Below are 18,750 nucleotides of genomic sequence, written 5' to 3'. Positions count from 1 at the left end.
CCGGCCCATGCGGGTCGATGCCGGATGTCGCCCCTCGCCGATACCGTGGTCGTCATGGATGCCCGCGTCACCGTCGACACCCCCAGCGCCGCACTGCGCATCATCCCCGCGCAGGACGCGCCGTTCGCCGACGTCGAGGCCGTGTTCGGCACGAAGGGCGATCCGGCGCACTGCTGGTGCCAGTGGTACAAGATCCCCGGCAGCGACTGGCGAGGCATCGGCGACGAGGCGCTGCACGATCGATTGGCCGCCCAGCTGGCCACCCCCGACGCCGGGCCGGGGCTGCTGGCATATGACGGCGAGACCCCGGTGGGCTGGTGCGCGGTCGAGCCGAGAGTCGATCTCATCCGCCTGCAGCGGAGTCGCATCATCACTGACGGCACCCAGCACCCCGACTTCGGCGACCCCGAGGTCTGGGCGGTGACCTGCTTCGTGGTGCCCCGCGCCCATCGGCGCAAGGGCGTCGCCGGCGCCCTGACCGAGGCGGCGGTGAGCTACGCCCGCGAGCACGGGGCGCGTATCCTCGAGGGCTACGCGATCGACCCGTCGGCCCGTGGCAAGACCCCCGCGGCCGACCTGTTCCATGGCACGGTCACGATGTTCGAGGGCGCCGGGTTCGAGGAGGTCGCACGGCCCACGGCCGACCGCGCGATCATGCAGCTCCGGCTCTGACGACCGGGCGCCGCCCGTCACTCCATGATCAGGTCGCGGAGGCGATCACTCCGCAACGAGGTCGCGGAGCCGGTCGACGACGTCCGGCAGCTTCCGCAGGTGGTCGGCCGCGCGCGCATCCGCCGCCGCCGCCAGCTGCTCGAACACGAGCGATGCGCCGCCCTCGTGCGCCACGTGCGCCCCAGTGCGTCGGGCATGCACGGCGAACAGCACCTCATCGCGGTGGTCGCCCAGCACGTCATGCAGGTCGTCGCCGACCTCCGCGAGCGCCCGCACATGGGTCCCGAACAGCGCGACCGGGTCGTCGGTGAGCGCCTCGGCGGCGTAGCGCAGCCGGCGGCCCGCCTTGCGCACCTCGTGCAGGGCCTCATCGTCTCCCCCGTCCCGCACCCGGTCGGCGCGACGGAGCGTGCGACGGGCCTCATCGTCGATGAGACGGCGCAGCACGTCGAGTGCGAGCTCGGTCGCCGGCGGCGCCAGCGGAGGTGACGCGAGGAAGGCGTCGAGCTCGGCCCGACGCGCGCCCGCTCGAGGCAGCGCCTGGCGGTCCACGAAGCGCGCGTGCGCCAACGCGTAGTCCGCGCGCTCGGCATCGAGCAGGCGGGCGCGGGCCACGTCGCGCTGCGCCGCATCGACGCCCGCGGCTTCGTCCGCGGCCTCCTCGAGCGCGCGCTCGGCGACCTGCACACGCACCTCGATGTCCCTGACGACCCCGAGCTCGGCCCCCAGCTCGCTGTACCGTCGGCGGAGTGAGACGACCGGTGCAGCGTCGAACACCGGCGTGAACGCCGCGAGGACGCTGCGGACCCGGCGCACGTGCGTGCGGAGCTGGTGCACGCCGTCGGGCTCGTCGGCGAGGGCGGCGGACTCGAGCTGCGGCATCCGACCACCGATCGCGCGCAACGCCGTCGTCACGGCCGTGCCGGCGTCGAGGTCTGCGTCGTACCCCATGACGCAATGCTAACCACGAGGCGCGCGGCCGAGGCGAACGGCCGCGCCGCCCCGCGGGTCAGCTCCGGGTCGTGCAGATGACGAGGGGGATCTCCCTGCTTGTCCGGCGCTGGTACTCCGCGTACCCGGCGTATGCGGCGACGATGCGGGGCCAGAGCTCCGCCCGCTCCTCGGGCGTCGCCGTCCGGGCCACCATGGCGGTCCTGACCCCGCGCCGCGTCACCTCCACCTCGGGGTGGGCGACGAGATTGAGGTACCAGCCGGGGTGATGGTCATCGCCGCCGCGCGAAGCGACGAGCACGAGACGCTCCGGCTCGTCGACGGGCGCCGAGAGCACGACGGTGCGGGGCGCGCCGCTCCGACGACCGATCGTGTGCAGCTCCACGATCGGCATGCCGGCGATGCGGGCAGCCACACGCCACCCGAACACCGCAAGCACGCCGCGATGGAACGCCGAGAGCAGGCGGAAGCCGAGATCGGCGGCCCGGCCGCGACGGGCCATGTCGCCCGACCCCGCCTAGCGCTGCCGCTTCTCGCGGACGCGCATGTTGATCACGATGGGCGAGCCCTCGAAGCCGTAGATCTCACGGAGGCGACGCTGGATGAACCGGCGATAGCCCGGGTCGAGGAATCCGGTCGTGAACAGCACGAATGTCGGCGGACGGCTCGCGGCCTGCGTGCCGAACAGGATGCGGGGCTGCTTGCCGCCGCGCACCGGGTGGGGGTGCTCCTGCGTGAGCTCGGTCAGGAACGCGTTGAACTTGCCGGTGGCGATGCGCGTGTCCCACGACTCGAGCGCGACCTCGAGGGCGGGCACGAGCTTCTCGAGGTGGCGGCCGGTCCTCGCGGAGATGTTCACCCGCGGGGCCCATGCGACGTGGTGCAGGTCCTGCTCGATCTCGCGCTCGAGGTACCGGCGGCGGTCGTCGTCGAGGAGGTCCCACTTGTTGTAGGCGAGCACGAGTGCCCGGCCCGACTCGAGCACCAGGTCGATGATCCGCACGTCCTGCTCGGAGATCGGCTGCGAGACGTCGAGCAGCACGACCGCGACCTCGGCCTTCTCGAGCGCGGCCTGCGTGCGCAGGGACGCGTAGAAGTCGGCGCCCTGCTGCAGGTGCACGCGACGGCGGATGCCCGCGGTGTCGACGAAGCGCCAGATCTTGCCGCCCAGCTCGATCTGCTCGTCGACCGGATCGCGGGTGGTGCCGGCGAGCTCGTTCACGACGACCCGCTCCTCGCCGGCGGCCTTGTTCAGCAGGCTCGACTTGCCGACATTCGGGCGCCCGAGGATGGCGACGCGGCGCGGGCCGCCGAACTCGTCCTTGGCGACGGCGGAGACCTGCGGGAGGACCTTGAAGACCTCTTCGAGCATGTCAGCGACACCACGGCCGTGCAGTGCGGACACCGGGTGGGGCTCCCCCAGCCCGAGGTTCCACAGCGCGGCGGCCTCAGGCTCCTGGCGGGCGTCGTCGACCTTGTTCGCGACGAGGAACACGGGCTTCTTCGTCTTGCGGAGCAGCCGTACGACGTGCTCGTCGGTCGAGGTGGCGCCCACGGTCGCGTCGACGATGAACAGCACGACGTCGGAGAGGTCGATCGCGACCTCGGCCTGGGCCGCGACGGAGGCGTCGATGCCCTTCGCGTCGGGCTCCCAGCCACCCGTGTCCACGAGGGTGAAGCGGCGGTCGAGGTACTCGCCCTTGTAGGAGACGCGGTCGCGCGTCACGCCGGGCGTGTCCTCCACCACGGCTTCGCGTCGGCCGAGGATGCGGTTGACGAGCGCGGACTTGCCGACGTTCGGTCGTCCGACGATGGCGATGACCGGCAGTGCGGGAAGGTAGCGGATGCCTTCCTCGCCCTCCTCCGAGATCTCGAGGACCTCGAGGTCGTCCTCGTCGAGCTCGTAGTCGGAGAGCCCCGACCGGAGGGCCGCCGCACGCTGCTCGGCGAGGTCGTCATCGACGTCGGCGAGCCGCTCGGCGAGGTCGTCGGCGGCGACGGACTCGTCGTCGTACTCGTCTCGCTGGTCGGTCATGGTCTCTCCTCTGGGTCTGCTGCGCTCACTACGGCACGTCGCGGTGCTCCTGCACCGCCTCGGGCCGTGCAGCCCGGATGACGCCGATGACCGCATCGACGGTCTGCTCGAAGTCGAGCGCCGTCGAGTCCACGGTCGTGACGCCCTCGGCGGCGGTCATGAAGTCCACGACCTTGGAGTCCGCCTCGTCGCGCCGGTGGAGCTGTTCACCCGCAGCGAGCGCCTGGTCGCCGACGAGCTCCGCGGAGCGCCTCGCTATTCTAACGTCTTCCGCAGCGGTCAACAGGATCCGCACGGGGGCATCCGGCGCGACGACCGTCGTGATGTCGCGCCCCTCGACGACGATCCCCGGTCGGGGCTCGGCGACCATGATGGCGCGGAACAGCTCGATGAGGTGCGCACGCACCTCGGGCACCCGCGCGACGCGGCTGACGACCGCCGAGATCGCGGGGTCGCGGATGGCGTTGGTCACGTCGATCTCGCCCACGTGCACGGCATAGCCGGCGGGGTCGGTGCCGATGCGGTAGGCGAAGCTCGGCAGGCACGAGACGACGGATGCCGCGTCGTCGGTGTCCACCCCGGATGCCTCGGCATGCCAGGCCAGCGCCCGATACGCGGCACCGGTGTCGAGGAAGCCGAAGCCGAGCCGGCTCGCGACCTCCTTGGAGACGCTGGACTTGCCGCTGCCGGCTGGGCCGTCGACGGCGACGACGACGGGAACGATGGGCGGGTGTGGCACGGTCATCCTGCGATCCGCCAGCCGCGTGCGGCCAGCTCGGTGGTGAGTCGGTCTGCGGCTTCGGGCAGCACCGCGATCTCGGCGAGTCCGACCTGGCGGCCGGGCGAGTGCTCGAGCCGGAGGTCTTCGAGGTTGACGCCGATCTCGCCGACCTCGGCGAGCAGTCGCGCGAGTTCGCCTGGCCGGTCGTCGACCATGACGATCACCGTCGTGAAGCGCTTGTCGGTGCCGTGCTTGCCGGGGAGGCGCTCGACGCCGGTGTTGCCGCCGGTGAGTTCCTCGGCCACGCGACGCCGGGCGCCCGGCGCAGCGGGATCGGCGAGGGCGTCGATGAACCGGTCGAGGTCGTCGCGATAGGCGACGAGCACGTCGCGCACCGGTGCGGCGTTGGCGCCGAGGATCTGCACCCAGAGGTCGGGGTCGCTCGCGGCGATGCGGGTGACGTCGCGGACGCCCTGACCGGCGAGGCCGAGGGCGGCGTTCGGCGCGTCGATGAACCGCCGCGCCATGATGCTCGAGATCACCTGGGGCACGTGGGAGATGAGCGCGACGCCGCGGTCGTGCTGCTCGGGGGTCATCTCGACCAGCGTCGCGCCGAGGTCGAGGATCAGATCGTCGATCGCGCTCGCACGCCGGTAGGTGATCTCGTCGTGCGCGGCCACGACCCAGGGCCGTCCGGCGAAGAGATCGGCTCGGGCGGCCAGCGGCCCCCCGCGCTCACGACCGGCGAGCGGGTGCGAGCCGATGTAGCGCGAGACGTCGGCGCCACGGGCGACGAGGTCGTCGAGGATGCCGCCCTTGACGCTGGCGACATCGGTGACGATCGCCTCGGGGAACGCGCCGAGCTCCGCGGCCACGACGGCGGCCGTGACGTCGGGCGGCACCGCCACCACGACGAGTTGCGGTGCGTCGTCGGGCCGGGCCGGGCGGCCGGCGCCGAGGTCGACCGCGATGGCCACGTGCGTCGGGGAGGCGTCCGCGAGGATCACGTCGAGGCCGCGGCTGCGCAGGCCGAGGCCCACGCTCGTACCGAGCAGGCCGGCACCCACGACCCGCACCGGGCCGATGAGGCGTGATTCGGTCACGAGTCCCCTTCGTTCGATGCGGTGCCGGCATCCCGGGCGGCATCCGCGGCGCGGGAGATCGTGAGCAATTGGCCGAGTTCCACCTTAGTCAACTCGCGCATGGCGCCCGAGCGGAGGGTGCCCAGGTTCAGCGGACCGAAGCTGCGCCGCACCAGTTCGACCACCGGATGCCCCACGGCGTCGAGCATGCGCCGGACGATGCGGTTCCGGCCCGAGTGCAGGGTGAGCTCCACCATCGAGTGGCGGTCGTCGCCCTGTTGCTGGATGATCTTGGCCCGGTCGGCCTTGATCATGCCGTCCTCGAGCTCGACGCCGTGCTTGAGCTGCTGCACCACCTGCGGCGTGACGCGGCCGCGCACCTTCGCGATGTAGGTCTTCTCGACGCCGAACGAGGGGTGTGCGAGCACGTGCGCGAGATCCCCGTCGTTCGTCAGCAGCAGCAGGCCGCTGGTCTCCGCGTCGAGGCGGCCCACGTTGAACACGCGCTCCTCGAGCCCCTCGGTGAACCGGGTGAGGTCGGGGCGCCCCTGTTCGTCGCGCATCGAGGAGACCACCCCGCGCGGCTTGTTGAGCATGTAGTACCGCTTCGCCGGGTCGAGCTGCACCGCGACGCCGTCGACCGCCACGAGATCGGTCGCCGGGTCGATGCGGCGGCCGAGTTCGGTCACGACCCGGCCGTTCACCTCGACGCGGCCCTCGACGATGAGCTGCTCCGAGACCCGCCGGCTCGCGACTCCGGCCGCGGCCAGCACCTTCTGCAGGCGCACTCCCTCGGCGAGGCCGGCGCCCTGGTCGTCCTGGTCAGTCACGATCGAATCCCTCCTGGCCGTCGTCGAGCAACGGCGAGATGTGCGGCAGCTCGTCGAGCGAGTTGATGCCGAGGTTGGTGAGGAGCGCATCGGTCGTCCCGTAGAGGATGGCGCCCGTCTCGGCATCCGTCGCGACCTCGGTGATGAGGCCGCGGCCGAGGAGCGTGCGCACGACGGAGTCGACGTTGACCGCGCGGATCGAGGCGATTGACGAGCGTGAGATCGGCTGCTTGTAGGCGATCACCGACAGGGTCTCGAGGGCGGCCTGCGACAGCCGAGTCGACGACTGGGTGATCACGAAGTCGGCCACGAGCGCGTCGTAGTCGCCACGCACGTAGAACCGCCAGCCGCCGCCGACCTCCCGCAGCTCGAAGCCGCGACGGATGCCCCGGCCGGCCGGCCGCTCGTCGGCCACGTCGGTGCGCGGCTCCCCCGACGGCGCGCCGCCGTCGTAGTCCGCCAGCAGGCGTGCGATCGACGCGCGCACCTCGGCCACGGGACGCGCGACCGCGGCGGCCAGCGTCACGATCGAGAGGGGCTCGTCGGCGATGAAGAGGATGGCCTCGAGCGCGCGATCGAGGTCGAGGTGCGGTTGTCCGGGCACGTCGAGCGGCGTGACGATCGAGAGCTCGGGTCCCTGGGCCGTGTCGTCGGGCGTCGCCTCGACATCGGCCGCGTCCGGTTCCGTCGCGGCATCCGTCACGGTCGCGGCATCCGGGTCATTCGTCATAGTCGGCTCCAAGGCTGTCGAGATTCTCGTCGTCCCACGACTCGGCCGCCCACCGCAGCGTGAGCTCGCCGAGCGGCTCCACCTGGTCGAAGCCGATCGCGGCGTGCCGGTACAGCTCGAGCACGGCGAGGAACCGGGCCACCACGACGCCCGGCTGGGCGATGCCGGCGATGAGCTCCCGGAAGGTCACCGGCTCGCCGCGACGCAGCACCGCGACGACGTGCGCGGCCTGCTCGCGGATCGACACCAGCGGTGCGTGCAGGTGGTCGAGGCCGACCGCGGGGATCGCACGCGGCGTCAGCGCCAGGGTCGCGATCGCCGCGAAGTCCTCGGCGCTGAGGGTCCAGCGCAGCTCTGGCTCGCGCTGCCGGAAGCGGTCCTCGAGCCTGACCACTCGCGCGTGACGCCGGGATTCCGCCTCGAGGTGCGAGGCGAACCAGCGCGACGCCTCCTTGAAGGCGCGGTACTGCAGCAGGCGGGCGAAGAGCAGGTCGCGCGCCTCGAGCAGCGCCACGTCCTCGGCATCGACGAGCTCGCCCTGCGGCAGGAGTCCGGCGACCTTCAGGTCGAGCAGTGTCGCCGCCACCACGAGGAACTCCGACGCCCGGTCGAGCTCCTCCTCGGAGTCGACGCCGCGCAGATACGAGATGAACTCGTCGGTCACCGCGGAGAGCGACACCTCCGTGATGTCGAGCTCGTGCTTCGAGATCAGCGAGAGCAGCAGGTCGAATGGACCCTCGAAGTTCGTGAGCGCCACCCGGAACCCGGCATCGGATGCCTCGGACGGCACGCCGGCGTCAGGGCCCGCCGCGCCGTCGGCGCCCGCTCCAGGTACCGGCAGGGCTTCAGGCGACCGCGCCACGGAAGACCAGCTCCCTCGCGAGCTGCCGGTACGACTTCGACGCCTGGTGCTCGGGGGCGAACTCGGTGATCGGCGTCGCGGCGACCGTCGCGTCGGGGAACTTCACCGTGCGCGTGATGACCGTCTCGAGCACCTTCTCGCCGAACGCGTCGACCACGCGCTCGAGCACCTCGCGCGAGTGGAGCGTGCGCGCGTCGTACATGGTGGCGAGGATGCCGTCGAGCTCGATCGCCGGATTCAGTCGGTCGCGCACCTTGTCGATCGTCTCGATGAGCAGCGCGACGCCGCGCAGCGCGAAGTACTCGCACTCGAGCGGAATGACGACCCCGTGGCTCGCGGTGAGCGCGTTCACGGTCAGCAGGCCCAGCGACGGCTGGCAGTCGATGAGGATGACGTCGTAGTCAGATGCCACGCGCCGCAGCACGCTCGCGAGGATCTGCTCACGGGCGACCTCGGTGACGAGGTGCACCTCGGCGGCCGACAGGTCGATGTTCGCGGGGATCACGTCGAGGTTCTCGAGCATGGTGTGCTGGATGGCGTCGGCCGGCTCGACGCTCCGCGAGAGCAGCAGGTCGTAGATCGTCGGCACGTCGTGCGTCTGCACGCCGAGGCCGGCCGAGAGGGCGCCCTGCGGGTCGAAGTCGACCGCGAGCACTCGGCGTCCGTACTCGGCGAGCGTCGCGCCGAGGTTGATGGTCGTCGTCGTCTTGCCGACGCCGCCCTTCTGGTTGCAGAGCGCGATGATGCGTGCCGGGCCGTGCGAACGCAGCGGCTTGGGCTCGGGGAAGTCGCGCAGGGGGCGACCGGTGGGACCGACCTCGGGCTCCAGCGAAGCGATGCCGTCCGCCGGGTCCTGCGTCTGGTGCGTCACGTGGTCTCTCTCCTGGGTCCTTCTTGCCTGCGGCCGTGCGGGCGTCTGGTCGATTCTAGCGAGCACGAGGGTGGGCGGCCGTGTACATCTCCCGGAGTGTATCGGCTGTGACGAGGGTGTAGATCTGGGTCGTCGCGACCGACGAGTGGCCGAGCAGCTCCTGCACCACCCGCACGTCGGCGCCGCCTTCGAGCAGGTGCGTCGCGAACGAGTGCCGCAGGGTGTGCGGTGAGACGGATGCCGCGATGCCGGCTCGTTCGGCCGCCCGGTGGATCACGTCCCACGCCGCCTGTCGCGACATCCGTCGACCGCGCAGGCCGAGGAGCAGCGCCGGCGTCGCGGTGCCGCGGGCGGACAGCGCCGGCCGCGCCCGCACCAGGTAGGCGTCGACCGCCCGCCGCGCATAGGAGCCGAGCGGCACGATGCGCTGCTTGCCGCCCTTGCCGAGCAGCCGCACCACGTCGCCGTCGACGAGGTCGTCGACGTTGAGCGAGACCGCCTCCGACACCCGGGCGCCGGTCGCGTAGAGCAGTTCGAGCAGCGCGGTGTCGCGGAGCTCGTGCAGCTCCTCACCGCCGACCGCGGCGATGAGGGCCTCGACGTCCTCGACCGGGATCGCCTTCGGCAGCCGCATGGGCAGCTTCGGGGGACGCAGCTCCCGCGACACGTCGTCGGCGATCACGCCCTCGTCGGCGAGGAATCGGTGCAGCCCGCGCACGGCCGAGAGGATCCGCGCGATCGACGAGGTCGCGAGCGGCGGCTGTCGCTGCGCGCCGAGGAACCGCACGAAGTCGGCCAGGTCCTGTTCGCGCACCGTGCCCGGCCCGTGGAGCCCGCGGTACGCCAGCCAGTCGGCGTAGATGGCGAGGTCGCGACGATACGACACCACGGTGTTGCGGGACGCGCCGCGTTCGACCGTGAGGTGACGGAGGTACCCGTCGGCCCACGCGGCATCCGTCATCGCGGTGCCGGCTCGCCCCGCGGCGTCGATCGCGTCGGCCACGCTGCATCCGCCTCGCCGAGGGTGCTCCAGTCGCGCGCGCGCGACGCGTGCGCGGCGAGGACCCCGATCGTGAGCGACGGATTGCCCACGCGGCGCGCGAGCACGGCGTCGACGCACTCGTCGAGCGGCACCCACCTCGTCTCCATATCGGCCTCCTCGTCCTCGCGGTCGAATGCCTCGGACGCGTCCTCCAGCCCGCGGGCGAGGTAGATGCGGATCGCCTCGTCGCTGCCGCCGGGCGAGGTGAAGAAGTCGGCGAGCACGGCCCAGTCGGATGCCACGAGGTCGCCCTCCTCGGCGAGCTCCCGCTGTGCGGCGACGAGCGGGTCCTCCCCGGTGACATCGAGGAGCCCCGCGGGGATCTCCCACTCCCGCGTGCGCACCGGATGCCGGTACTGCCGGATCAGGAACACGCGATCGGCGTCATCGAGCGCGAGCACGGCGACGGCACCGGGGTGGTCGACGTACTCGCGCACGATCGGCTTCCCGCCGTACTCGACGGTGTCGCGGCGGAGGTCCCAGACGCGCCCGCCGAACACCTGCTCGCTCTCGCGCACGGGCAGGTCGGCGGGTTCGTCGTGGAGCGGTTCAGCCATTCGCGACGTCGAAGAGCAGGCTCGCCTGCTGGCGCTCGAGGGCCGCCGCGACGAGGCCGCGGAAGAGGGGGTGCGCGTCGTTCGGGCGGCTGCGCAGCTCGGGATGCGCCTGCGTGCCGACGTAGAACGGGTGCACGTCCCGGGGAAGCTCGACGAACTCGACGAGGTGCCGATCGGGCGACATGCCCGAGAACACGAGGCCGGCGTCGGCGATGCGATCGCGGTAGCCGTTGTTGACCTCGTAGCGGTGCCGGTGGCGCTCGCTGACCTCGGTCGAGCCGTACAGCTCAGCAGCGATCGAGCCGTCGGCGAGCTTCGCCGGGTAGAGGCCCAGGCGCATGGTGCCGCCGAGGTCGCCGCCCGCGATGATCTCGACCTGCTCCTCCATGGTCGCGATGACCGGGAACCGGGTGTCGGGATCGAACTCGCTCGACGACGCGCCGTCGAGGCCCACGACGTTGCGGGAGTACTCGATGACCATGCACTGCAGCCCGAGGCACAGCCCGAGCACCGGGATGCCGTTCTCGCGGGCGAAGTGGAGCGCGCCGAGCTTGCCCTCGATGCCGCGCACGCCGAACCCGCCGGGCACGCAGATGCCGTCGAGCCCGGCGAGGTGCTTCTGCGCGCCCTCGGGCGTGCGGCACTCGTCGGACGGGATCCACTCGATGTGGACCTTCGTGTCGTTCGCGAACCCGCCTGCGCGGAGCGCCTCCGTCACCGAGAGGTAGGCGTCGGGCAGGTCGATGTACTTGCCCACCAGGCCGATGGTGACCTCGTGCTTGGGGTCGTGCACCACGTCGAGCAGTTCGCGCCAGCCCGACCAGTCGACGTCGGCGGCCTTGCCATCGAGGCCGAGCGACTCGATGATGTAGGCGTCGAGGCCCTGGTCGTGCAGCATCGTGGGGATGTCGTAGATGGACGGCACGTCGACGGCGTTCACGACGGCCGCCTCGTCGACGTCGCACATGAGCGCGATCTTGCGCTTGTTCGACTCGGTGACGGGGCGATCGCTGCGCAGCACGAGCGCGTCGGGCTGGATGCCGATGGAGCGAAGGGCCGCGACGGAGTGCTGCGTGGGCTTCGTCTTCTGCTCCCCCGACGCGCCCATGAACGGCACGAGCGAGACGTGCACGAAGAACACGTTCTTGCGGCCGAGCTCGTGTCGCACCTGGCGCGCCGACTCGATGAACGGCTGCGACTCGATGTCGCCGACCGTGCCGCCGATCTCGGTGATGATCACGTCGGGCTTGGGCGTCTCGGAGGCCTGCAGGCGCATGCGGCGCTTGATCTCGTCGGTGATGTGCGGGATGACCTGCACGGTGTCGCCGAGGTATTCGCCGCGACGCTCCTTGGCGATCACGGTCGAGTAGATCTGCCCGGTGGTGACGTTCGCCGCTTGGCTGAGATTGATGTCGAGGAACCGTTCGTAGTGACCGATGTCGAGGTCGGTCTCCGCGCCGTCGTCGGTCACGAAGACCTCGCCGTGCTGGAACGGGTTCATGGTGCCCGGATCCACGTTCAGATATGGATCGAGCTTCTGCATGACGACTCTGAGGCCCCTGGCTGTCAGGAGATTGCCGAGACTCGCCGCCGTGAGTCCCTTGCCCAACGAAGAAACGACACCACCGGTCACGAAGATGTGCTTGGTCGTGTCGTTCGAATTGTCTGTGCTCGAAAGAGCTCTGCCGCGTTCATCCACCACGGGCTTATAGCCTAACCCACGTTCCTGACCGTTCGGCTCGACATGCCGCACGCGCTCCCCCATTCCCTCGGCACCGGTCGGATGCCGCGACTCGGACGCCCTGGCCGAGACCGTCACGCCGCGCGATCCGCCGCGATCTCCAACAGCTCACGCGCGTGCGCCAGGCCGCTCGCCGAGTCGCTGAGCCCCGACAGCAACCGCGCCATCTCGGCCTCGCGCTCGGCACCCTCGAGCTGGCGGACGCTCGACGAGGTGACCTGCCCGTCGGTGCCCTTCACGACGCTCAGGTGATTCGTCGCGAACGCCGCGACCTGGGCGAGATGGGTCACGACGATGACCTGCGACTGTTCGGCGAGGCGGGCGAGTCGACGGCCGATCTCGATCGCGGCGGCGCCACCGACGCCGGCGTCGACCTCGTCGAACACGAACGTGGGCACGGGGTCGCTGCCGGCGATGACGACCTCGATGGCGAGCATCACCCGGGAGAGCTCGCCGCCCGAAGCCCCACGAGCGACGGGCCGCGGCTCAGTGCCGGGGTGCGGCTGCAGCAGGATCGAGACCTGGTCCCGTCCATGCGCCGCTGGTTCGTGGTGCGGGTCCACGACGACGGAGAGTCGGGCGTCGGGCATCGCCAACGCCCCGAGCTCGCTAGTGACCGCCTCGGCGAGGCGCGCAGCGGCCTCCGTGCGCAGTTCGGAGAGCCGGGCCGCGAGCCGGTCGACTTCGATCGTCAACCGCTCGACCGACGCCTCGAGCCCTTCGATGCGCTCGTCGTCGCCGTCGAGCTCGATGAGCCGGAGCCCGCCGCCGCGGCGGAACTCGAGCACGTCGTCGAGGCTGGTGCCGTGCCGTCGCACGAGGGACGTGAGCAGCGCGCGCCGCTCCTGCACCACCTCGAGCTCTCGTCCACCATCGGCATCGAGGCCCGTGAGGTAGCCCGACAGTTCGGTCGCGGCATCTGCGAGCAGGAACCCGGCGCTCTGCAGCGCCTCGGCGACCGGGGAGAGCGCGGCATCGTGGTCGATGACACGGTCGAGGTGCCGCCTGGCGCTGTCCACGAGCGCGATGGCGTCGGGGGCGCCGTCGCCGAGGTCTTCGGCCGATATCAGCGCCTTGGCCTGCGCCGCCGCCGCGCGCAGCTCCTCGAGGTTCGACAACCGGTCGGCGCGCTCGGCGAGCTCCACGTCTTCTCCCGGCTGCGGATCGGCCGCCTCCACCTCGTCGAGCGCCTCGCGCAGCTCCTCTGCCTCGCGAACCCGGGTGTCGTGCGCGGTGCGCAGCAGCTCGAGCTCCGCCGAGTCGGCCCGCCACGCCGTGAACGCCTCGCGATACCGGGACACCGCCTCCTGCAACGGGGCGCCGGCGAACCGGTCGAGCGCCTCGCGCTGGGCGAGCACCGATCGCAGGCGCTGCTGGTCGGCCTGGCCGTGCACGACCACGAGCTCCTCGCCGAGCTCGCTCAGCACCCCGACGGGCGCGCTGCGTCCGCCCACGATCGCCCGGCTGCGTCCCTCGGCCGAGACGGACCGGCCCAGGAGCAGCTCGCCGCCCTCGACGTCGCCCCCGGTCTCGGCCACGCGATCGGCGATCGCACCCTCGTCGGGCACCAGCCACCGGCCCTCGACCCATGCCTGCTTGGCACCGCTTCGCACGGCGCCGGCGTCGGCACGCGCGCCGAGCAGCAGCCCGAGCGCGGTGACGACCATGGTCTTGCCGGCGCCGGTCTCGCCCGTGACGGCGGTGAACCCGCGCCCCAACGGAAGCGTCGCCTCGGCGATGACGCCGAGGTCGCGAATTCCGAGCTCCTCAATCATCGACGACCTCAATCACGCCCGACCGGGCCTCGCCAGCCGGTGACGGGCAGCTGGAACTTGTTCACGAGTCGATCGGTGAACGGCGCCTCGTGGAGGCGCGCCAGTCGGACCGGCGTCGGTGACTTGCGCACGATGACCCTCGCGCCCGGCGGCAGGTCGAAGGTGCGACGGCCGTCGCACCAGATGACGGCGGACGCCTGGGTGCGCTGCAGGATCTCGACCGCGAGCGAGGAGTCGGCGCCCACGACGAGCGGGCGCGCGAAGAGGGCGTGCGCGCTGAGCGGAACCATGAGCAGGGCTTCGAGGCTCGGCCACACGACAGGTCCGCCGGCGGAGAACGAGTAGGCCGTCGACCCGGTCGGCGTCGCCATCACGATGCCGTCGCACCCGAAGGATGACAGGGGCCGGCGGTCGACCTCGACCACCACCTCGAGCATCCGCTCGCGTTCGGCCTTCTCGACGGTGGCCTCGTTGAGGGCCCAGCTCTCGTACACGACCTCATCGCCGAGCTTGGCGCGCACCGACAGCGTCATGCGCTCCTCGACGGTGTAGTCGCGCGCGAGTGCCCGGGCGATCGTGTACCCGAGGTCGTCGCGCTCGCTCTCGGCGAGGAAGCCGACATGCCCGAGGTTCACGCCGAGCAGGGCGACGGGATGGTCGCGCATGAGCTCGGCCGCCCGAAGGATCGTCCCGTCGCCGCCCAGCACGATCACGAGCTCGATGCGAGCCGGGTCGGTCTCCTCGAACCGCCTGACCTCGCCATTGAGCGCGGGAACGAACGCGTGCACATCGTCCCAATGCTCGGCGGCGATCACTGGCACCGCGCCGGCAGCGAGCAACTGCGTGCACACCTCGCCGGTCGCTTCGAGTGCGGACTGACGGCCGGTGTGGGAGACAACGAGGAAGTGCCGTGCGTCGTTCACGCGATCGCGCCTCCTGTCACTTCGTCCACCCGACGCATCCATTCTGTCGGATTCACCCCACGCGCTGCGCTGAGGTGCGCGAGATACTCATGGTTCCCGTGGCTTCCGACGATTGGGGAGGACAGGACTCCCGCGGTTCCCAGGCCGAGGTCGAACGCGGCCCAGAGCACGTTCGCCAGCGCCTCGGCCCGGAGCGCGGCATCGCGCACCACGCCCTCGCGCACGCCCCCGCGGCCGACCTCGAACTGCGGTTTCACGAGCAGCACGAAATCGGCGTCGTCGGCCCCGGTCGCCCGGAGCGCCGGCATCACGGTGGTCAGCGAGATGAACGAGAGGTCGGCGGTCACGAGCGACGGCGGCTCGTCGACTCCCGTCGCCCTGGCGAGTGCCGCGCGATCGAGGTCGCGCACGTTGCATCCCTCGACGAGGACCATCCCGGGTGCGCCGTGCAGCTCGGGCGCGAGCTGGCCGTGGCCCACATCGACCGCGAGTACCGTACGCGCGCCGCGCTCGAGGAGCACCTGCGTGAATCCTCCGGTCGACGCGCCGGCATCGAGCGCCACGCGTCCGGCGGGGTCGACGGCGAACCCGTCGAGCGCGGCGATGAGCTTGTGCGCGCCTCGGCTGACGTAGTGGTCGGATGCCGCGACGGCCAGCTCCGCCGACTCCGGCACCTTCAGCGACGGCTTCAGGGCCGGCCGGCCGTCGACCGTCACGACGCCCGCGGCGATCAGCGTCGCGGCCTGCGTGCGCGACCGAGCGAGCCCGCGCGCGGCCAGCGCCGCATCCAGTCGCTGTTCGGGCATCGTCAGTTCGGGTCGCGCGACGGGTCGGATCGCTCGAGCTCGGAGCGAAGGCGATCTGCGAGCTCCTGGTAGCGGGGCGCCCGCTCGGCCAGCGGAACCGACTCGATGTCGTGGATGTCCGCCGCCGCGTCGTCCGACGCCTCACCCGAGCCCGACACGGCACCCGACGCGTCTGCGGATGCGGCAGCCGCCGCTTCGACGCCATCGACGTCGTCTGGCTCTCGGAGGTCGTCGGTGCTCATCGCACCAACGCTACCCCGACCGGCCGACGCCGCGGTGGCACGAATCACGCGTAGAGGCTCGGAGGCACATCCAGGGCGTGGATCGCGGTACCCGACTGCCAGATCGCCGCGCAGGCGGCGCGGAGCAGGTCGAGCCCGCCGTCGCCGGGCGAGACGATGACGACCTTGCGGCCGTCGATGCGCACGCGCGCCTCGTTCACGCGCACCCCACCACCACGTACCGGCTCGACGACCGGGTACGGCTCGTGCAGCCCGCGCAGGTCGCGCAGGATGAAGTCCGGCCGGCTCGCGGCATCCGCGGCCAGCACCTGCTTCGCGCGGTCGATGCCCGTCAGCACCACGGCGCTCGCCATTCCGGCCCGGTTCGCACCGAGGATGTCGGTGTCGAGGCGGTCGCCCACGACGAGCGGGCGGTCGGCGCCGAATCGACGCTTCGCCTCATCGAAGATCGGCGTCTCCGGCTTGCCGGCGACGACCGGGAACCGGCCGACCGCGGTGTGCACCGCGGAGACGAGGGTCCCGTTCCCGGGTGCGATGCCGCGAGCGACGGGGATCGTCCAGTCCATGTTCGTCGCGATCCATGGGATGCCCGGGGTCGCGGCATCCGGACCGCCGTGGGCGTTGAGTGCGAACGATGCCTCGGCCAATTCGCGCCATCCCACCTCGGGAGCGAAACCCTGCACGACCGCGTCGGGCGCGTCATCGGCGGAGCGCGTCACGCGGAAGCCGCGCTTCTCGAGCTCGACCACGATGCCCTCACCGCCGACCACGAAGACCAGCGCGCCGGGGTCGACACGCTCCTCGAGCAGCCGCATGGCGGCCTGCGGCGACGTGACGACATCGTGGGGCACGACCGCGAGGCCGAGCTCGGCCAAGTGGCCGGCGACGGATGCATCGCTGCGCGACGCGTTGTTCGTGATGTAGCCCACCGAACGCTGCGCCTTGGCGCGATTGAGGCTCTCCACCGCGTGCGGGATCGCACCGGAGCCCGCATAGACCACGCCGTCCAGGTCGGCGAACACCGCGTCGATCCCCTCGAGCGGGGTCGTCGGCTCAGTCCTCGTGCGGAACAGGCCCATCGGGCGCGTCCTCGTTCGCATCGGTGGGGTCATCCCGCTCGAGCGCCTCGCCCTCTGCGAGCACGGCGGCGACCTCGTCCTCGAGCACGTCACCGGGGTCGCCGGCAAGCCCGTCGTGCACGACAGGCGCCGGGTTCGCCGACTCGGTGGCGACCGGACCAGTCGACACGACGTCGGCCATCACCGATGTGCTGGGTGCCGCCGCCTCGTCGTGCTCCACACCGTCCTCGAGTTCGACCTCGAAGATCTCGACGAGCTCGGATTCCGCCGCGGGGCCGTTGAGCGCTTCCTCCGCCCGGTTCGCACGGGAACGCCAGTCCGCAGCTTCCGAGTCACGCCCGAGCTCCTCGAGCACCTCGGCATAGGCCGCGAACAGCGCTGGGCTGTACGAGAAGGCGCGGTCGGGATCGAGCTGGGGGATCTCGAGCTCCGCAAGCGCGAGCTCGGGCTGTTCCAGGTCCAGGCGGGCACCCGACATCGCGATCGCGAGCCCGACCTGCACCGCCGCCGGCAGTTCATTCCGGTCGACGGCGCGACCGACCTCGAGCGCGCGGTCGGGTCGTCCGACACCGCGTTCACTGTCGACCATCAGGGGCAGCTGGTCGTTGCTGCCCGAGATCCGGCGGAACGTGCGCAGTTCGCGGAGCGCGAGCTGGAAGTCGCCGGTCGCGTACGCCGTGATCGCCAGGGTCTCACGGACGACGGCGATGCGCCCGGCGCGGCGAGCGGCGGACATCGCGTGCTGGTGCGCGAGCTCGGGGTCCTCGTCGAGGTACTCGGATGCCGCGACGAGGTGCCGCGCCACCCAGTCGGCGTTCTCCTTGCTGAGCGTCTTCAGTTCGGCGCGGGCGCCACGATCGAGGTCGCGCGCCTCGATGCGGTCGGGGATCTCTGGGTCGTCATGACGCGGACGCACCGCGAGGTTCGCGGCGCCGAAGTTCTCGCGCGGCTCCTCGTACTTCGGTCCGCGGGCATCCGACCGAGGTCCGCGTCGATCGTCGGAGCGATTGCCGGCACCCGAGTACGGACGCTTCTCGCCACCACCCGAGTACGGACGCTTCTCCCCACCCGAATAGGGACGCTTCTCGCCACCCGAGTACGGACGCTTCTCCCCGCCACCCGAGTACGGACGCTTCTCCCCACCCGAATAGGGACGCTTCTCCCCACCACCCGAGTACGGACGCTTCTCCCCACCACCCGAGTACGGACGCTTCTCCCCACCACCCGAGTACGGACGCTTCTCCCCGCCACCCGAGTACGGACGCTTCTCCCCGCCACCCGAGTACGGACGCTTCTCCCCGCCACCCGAATACGGACGCTTCTCCCCGCCACCCGAATACGGACGCTTCTCCCCACCACCCGAATACGGACGCTTCTCCCCACCACCCGAGTACGGACGCTTCTCCCCACCCGAATACGGACGCTTCTCCCCGCCCGAATACGGACGCTTCTCCCCGCCACCCGAATAGGGACGCTTCTCGCCACCACCCCGTGATGCGTCGCGCCCGGCGCCCTGGCCGCTCCTGCTCGATGAGGAGCCTCTGGCGCTTCCTTGCGCCCGGTCGCCACCCCGATCGTTGCGTTTGGGGCGGTCGTGCTCACCCGAGTCGTGCGTCGAATCGCTCACGATTGTCCCGTCGTGTGTGGAGTCCTCATCGGACTCAACCGTACTGCGACCGACGTCGCATCGGCCCGTTAACGAGAAATGGCCACCCGTCTTCGGGTGGCCACTCCTCAATGAATGTCCGGCGGTGTCCTACTCTCCCACAGGGTCGCCCCTGCAGTACCATCGGCGCTGCGAGTCTTAGCTTCCGGGTTCGGAATGTGTCCG

General features: G+C 71.2%; 19 protein-coding genes and 1 rRNA gene. 1 reads left to right on the top strand and 19 read right to left on the bottom strand.

Annotation, left to right across the window (positions count from 1 at the left end; all coding sequences use genetic code 11):
* The first annotated feature begins 54 nt into the window (after positions 1-54).
* Positions 55-672, top strand: coding sequence for a GNAT family N-acetyltransferase (locus tag J2X63_RS13190; RefSeq protein ID WP_309977981.1), 618 nt, complete (start codon positions 55-57; stop codon positions 670-672).
* A gap of 45 nt (positions 673-717) precedes the next feature.
* Here J2X63_RS13190 and J2X63_RS13185 read toward each other — a convergent pair whose 3' ends face one another.
* The 19 genes from J2X63_RS13185 to rrf form a co-directional block, all read right to left on the bottom strand.
* Positions 718-1,623 carry a CHAD domain-containing protein gene (locus tag J2X63_RS13185; protein WP_309977979.1) on the bottom strand — a complete coding sequence of 302 codons (906 nt, stop codon included), beginning with the start codon at positions 1,621-1,623 and terminating at the stop codon, positions 718-720.
* 58 nt (positions 1,624-1,681) lie between these two features.
* Positions 1,682-2,125, bottom strand: coding sequence for a nitroreductase/quinone reductase family protein (locus J2X63_RS13180; RefSeq protein ID WP_309977977.1), 444 nt, complete (start codon positions 2,123-2,125; stop codon positions 1,682-1,684).
* A gap of 15 nt (positions 2,126-2,140) precedes the next feature.
* Positions 2,141-3,658 (bottom strand): ribosome biogenesis GTPase Der, encoded by a 1,518-nt coding sequence (der, locus tag J2X63_RS13175; protein WP_309977975.1) that lies wholly within the window; start codon positions 3,656-3,658, stop codon positions 2,141-2,143.
* A gap of 28 nt (positions 3,659-3,686) precedes the next feature.
* Complete coding sequence (gene cmk, locus J2X63_RS13170; protein ID WP_309977972.1) at positions 3,687-4,403, bottom strand: (d)CMP kinase; 717 nt, start codon at positions 4,401-4,403, stop codon at positions 3,687-3,689.
* Complete coding sequence (locus J2X63_RS13165) at positions 4,400-5,482, bottom strand: prephenate dehydrogenase (protein WP_309977970.1); 1,083 nt, start codon at positions 5,480-5,482, stop codon at positions 4,400-4,402. Before J2X63_RS13165 ends, cmk begins: the two co-directional genes overlap by 4 nt.
* Positions 5,479-6,291, bottom strand: a complete 813-nt coding sequence (locus J2X63_RS13160; RefSeq protein WP_309977967.1) for a pseudouridine synthase — start codon at positions 6,289-6,291, stop codon at positions 5,479-5,481. Before J2X63_RS13160 ends, J2X63_RS13165 begins: the two co-directional genes overlap by 4 nt.
* Complete coding sequence (scpB, locus tag J2X63_RS13155; RefSeq protein WP_309977965.1) at positions 6,284-7,021, bottom strand: SMC-Scp complex subunit ScpB; 738 nt, start codon at positions 7,019-7,021, stop codon at positions 6,284-6,286. The genes J2X63_RS13160 and scpB overlap by 8 nt, the downstream gene beginning before the upstream one ends.
* The gene (locus tag J2X63_RS13150; protein WP_396133157.1) at positions 7,011-7,883 is read right to left on the bottom strand and encodes a segregation and condensation protein A; all 873 of its coding nucleotides are present in this window, start codon (positions 7,881-7,883) and stop codon (positions 7,011-7,013) included. The genes scpB and J2X63_RS13150 overlap by 11 nt, the downstream gene beginning before the upstream one ends.
* Positions 7,867-8,754 carry a ParA family protein gene (locus tag J2X63_RS13145; protein ID WP_309977962.1) on the bottom strand — a complete coding sequence of 296 codons (888 nt, stop codon included), beginning with the start codon at positions 8,752-8,754 and terminating at the stop codon, positions 7,867-7,869. Before J2X63_RS13145 ends, J2X63_RS13150 begins: the two co-directional genes overlap by 17 nt.
* Before the next feature lie 55 nt (positions 8,755-8,809).
* On the bottom strand, positions 8,810-9,715 hold the full coding sequence (gene xerD, locus J2X63_RS13140; RefSeq protein WP_309980131.1) for a site-specific tyrosine recombinase XerD: 906 nt from the start codon (positions 9,713-9,715) through the stop codon (positions 8,810-8,812).
* Positions 9,712-10,353, bottom strand: a complete 642-nt coding sequence (locus tag J2X63_RS13135) for an NUDIX hydrolase (protein ID WP_309977960.1) — start codon at positions 10,351-10,353, stop codon at positions 9,712-9,714. The genes xerD and J2X63_RS13135 overlap by 4 nt, the downstream gene beginning before the upstream one ends.
* Entirely contained in the window at positions 10,346-12,118 is a 1,773-nt protein-coding gene (locus J2X63_RS13130) for a CTP synthase (RefSeq protein WP_396133176.1), read from the bottom strand. The genes J2X63_RS13135 and J2X63_RS13130 overlap by 8 nt, the downstream gene beginning before the upstream one ends.
* Positions 12,119-12,168: 50 nt before the next feature.
* On the bottom strand, positions 12,169-13,869 hold the full coding sequence (gene recN, locus J2X63_RS13125) for a DNA repair protein RecN (protein WP_309977958.1): 1,701 nt from the start codon (positions 13,867-13,869) through the stop codon (positions 12,169-12,171).
* Between the two features lie 8 nt (positions 13,870-13,877).
* On the bottom strand, positions 13,878-14,792 hold the full coding sequence (locus J2X63_RS13120) for an NAD kinase (protein ID WP_396133156.1): 915 nt from the start codon (positions 14,790-14,792) through the stop codon (positions 13,878-13,880).
* Positions 14,789-15,598, bottom strand: a complete 810-nt coding sequence (locus J2X63_RS13115; protein ID WP_309977954.1) for a TlyA family RNA methyltransferase — start codon at positions 15,596-15,598, stop codon at positions 14,789-14,791. Before J2X63_RS13115 ends, J2X63_RS13120 begins: the two co-directional genes overlap by 4 nt.
* A 2-nt stretch (positions 15,599-15,600) precedes the next feature.
* On the bottom strand, positions 15,601-15,840 hold the full coding sequence (locus J2X63_RS13110; RefSeq protein WP_309977952.1) for a hypothetical protein: 240 nt from the start codon (positions 15,838-15,840) through the stop codon (positions 15,601-15,603).
* A 44-nt stretch (positions 15,841-15,884) separates the two neighbouring features.
* A complete protein-coding gene (locus tag J2X63_RS13105) occupies positions 15,885-16,919 on the bottom strand; it encodes an HAD-IIA family hydrolase (protein ID WP_309977950.1) in 1,035 nt (344 codons plus the stop codon).
* Positions 16,894-17,835, bottom strand: coding sequence for a hypothetical protein (locus tag J2X63_RS13100; protein WP_309977948.1), 942 nt, complete (start codon positions 17,833-17,835; stop codon positions 16,894-16,896). The genes J2X63_RS13105 and J2X63_RS13100 overlap by 26 nt, the downstream gene beginning before the upstream one ends.
* An 827-nt stretch (positions 17,836-18,662) precedes the next feature.
* A 5S ribosomal RNA gene (gene rrf / locus J2X63_RS13095) occupies positions 18,663-18,750 on the bottom strand; the annotation flags it as partial.

Source organism: Agromyces sp. 3263 (genome assembly GCF_031456545.1).
GTDB lineage: Bacteria > Actinomycetota > Actinomycetes > Actinomycetales > Microbacteriaceae > Agromyces.
Note: the sequence above shows the minus strand (reverse complement) of the source record. Positions and strands in the feature narration are given on the sequence as shown.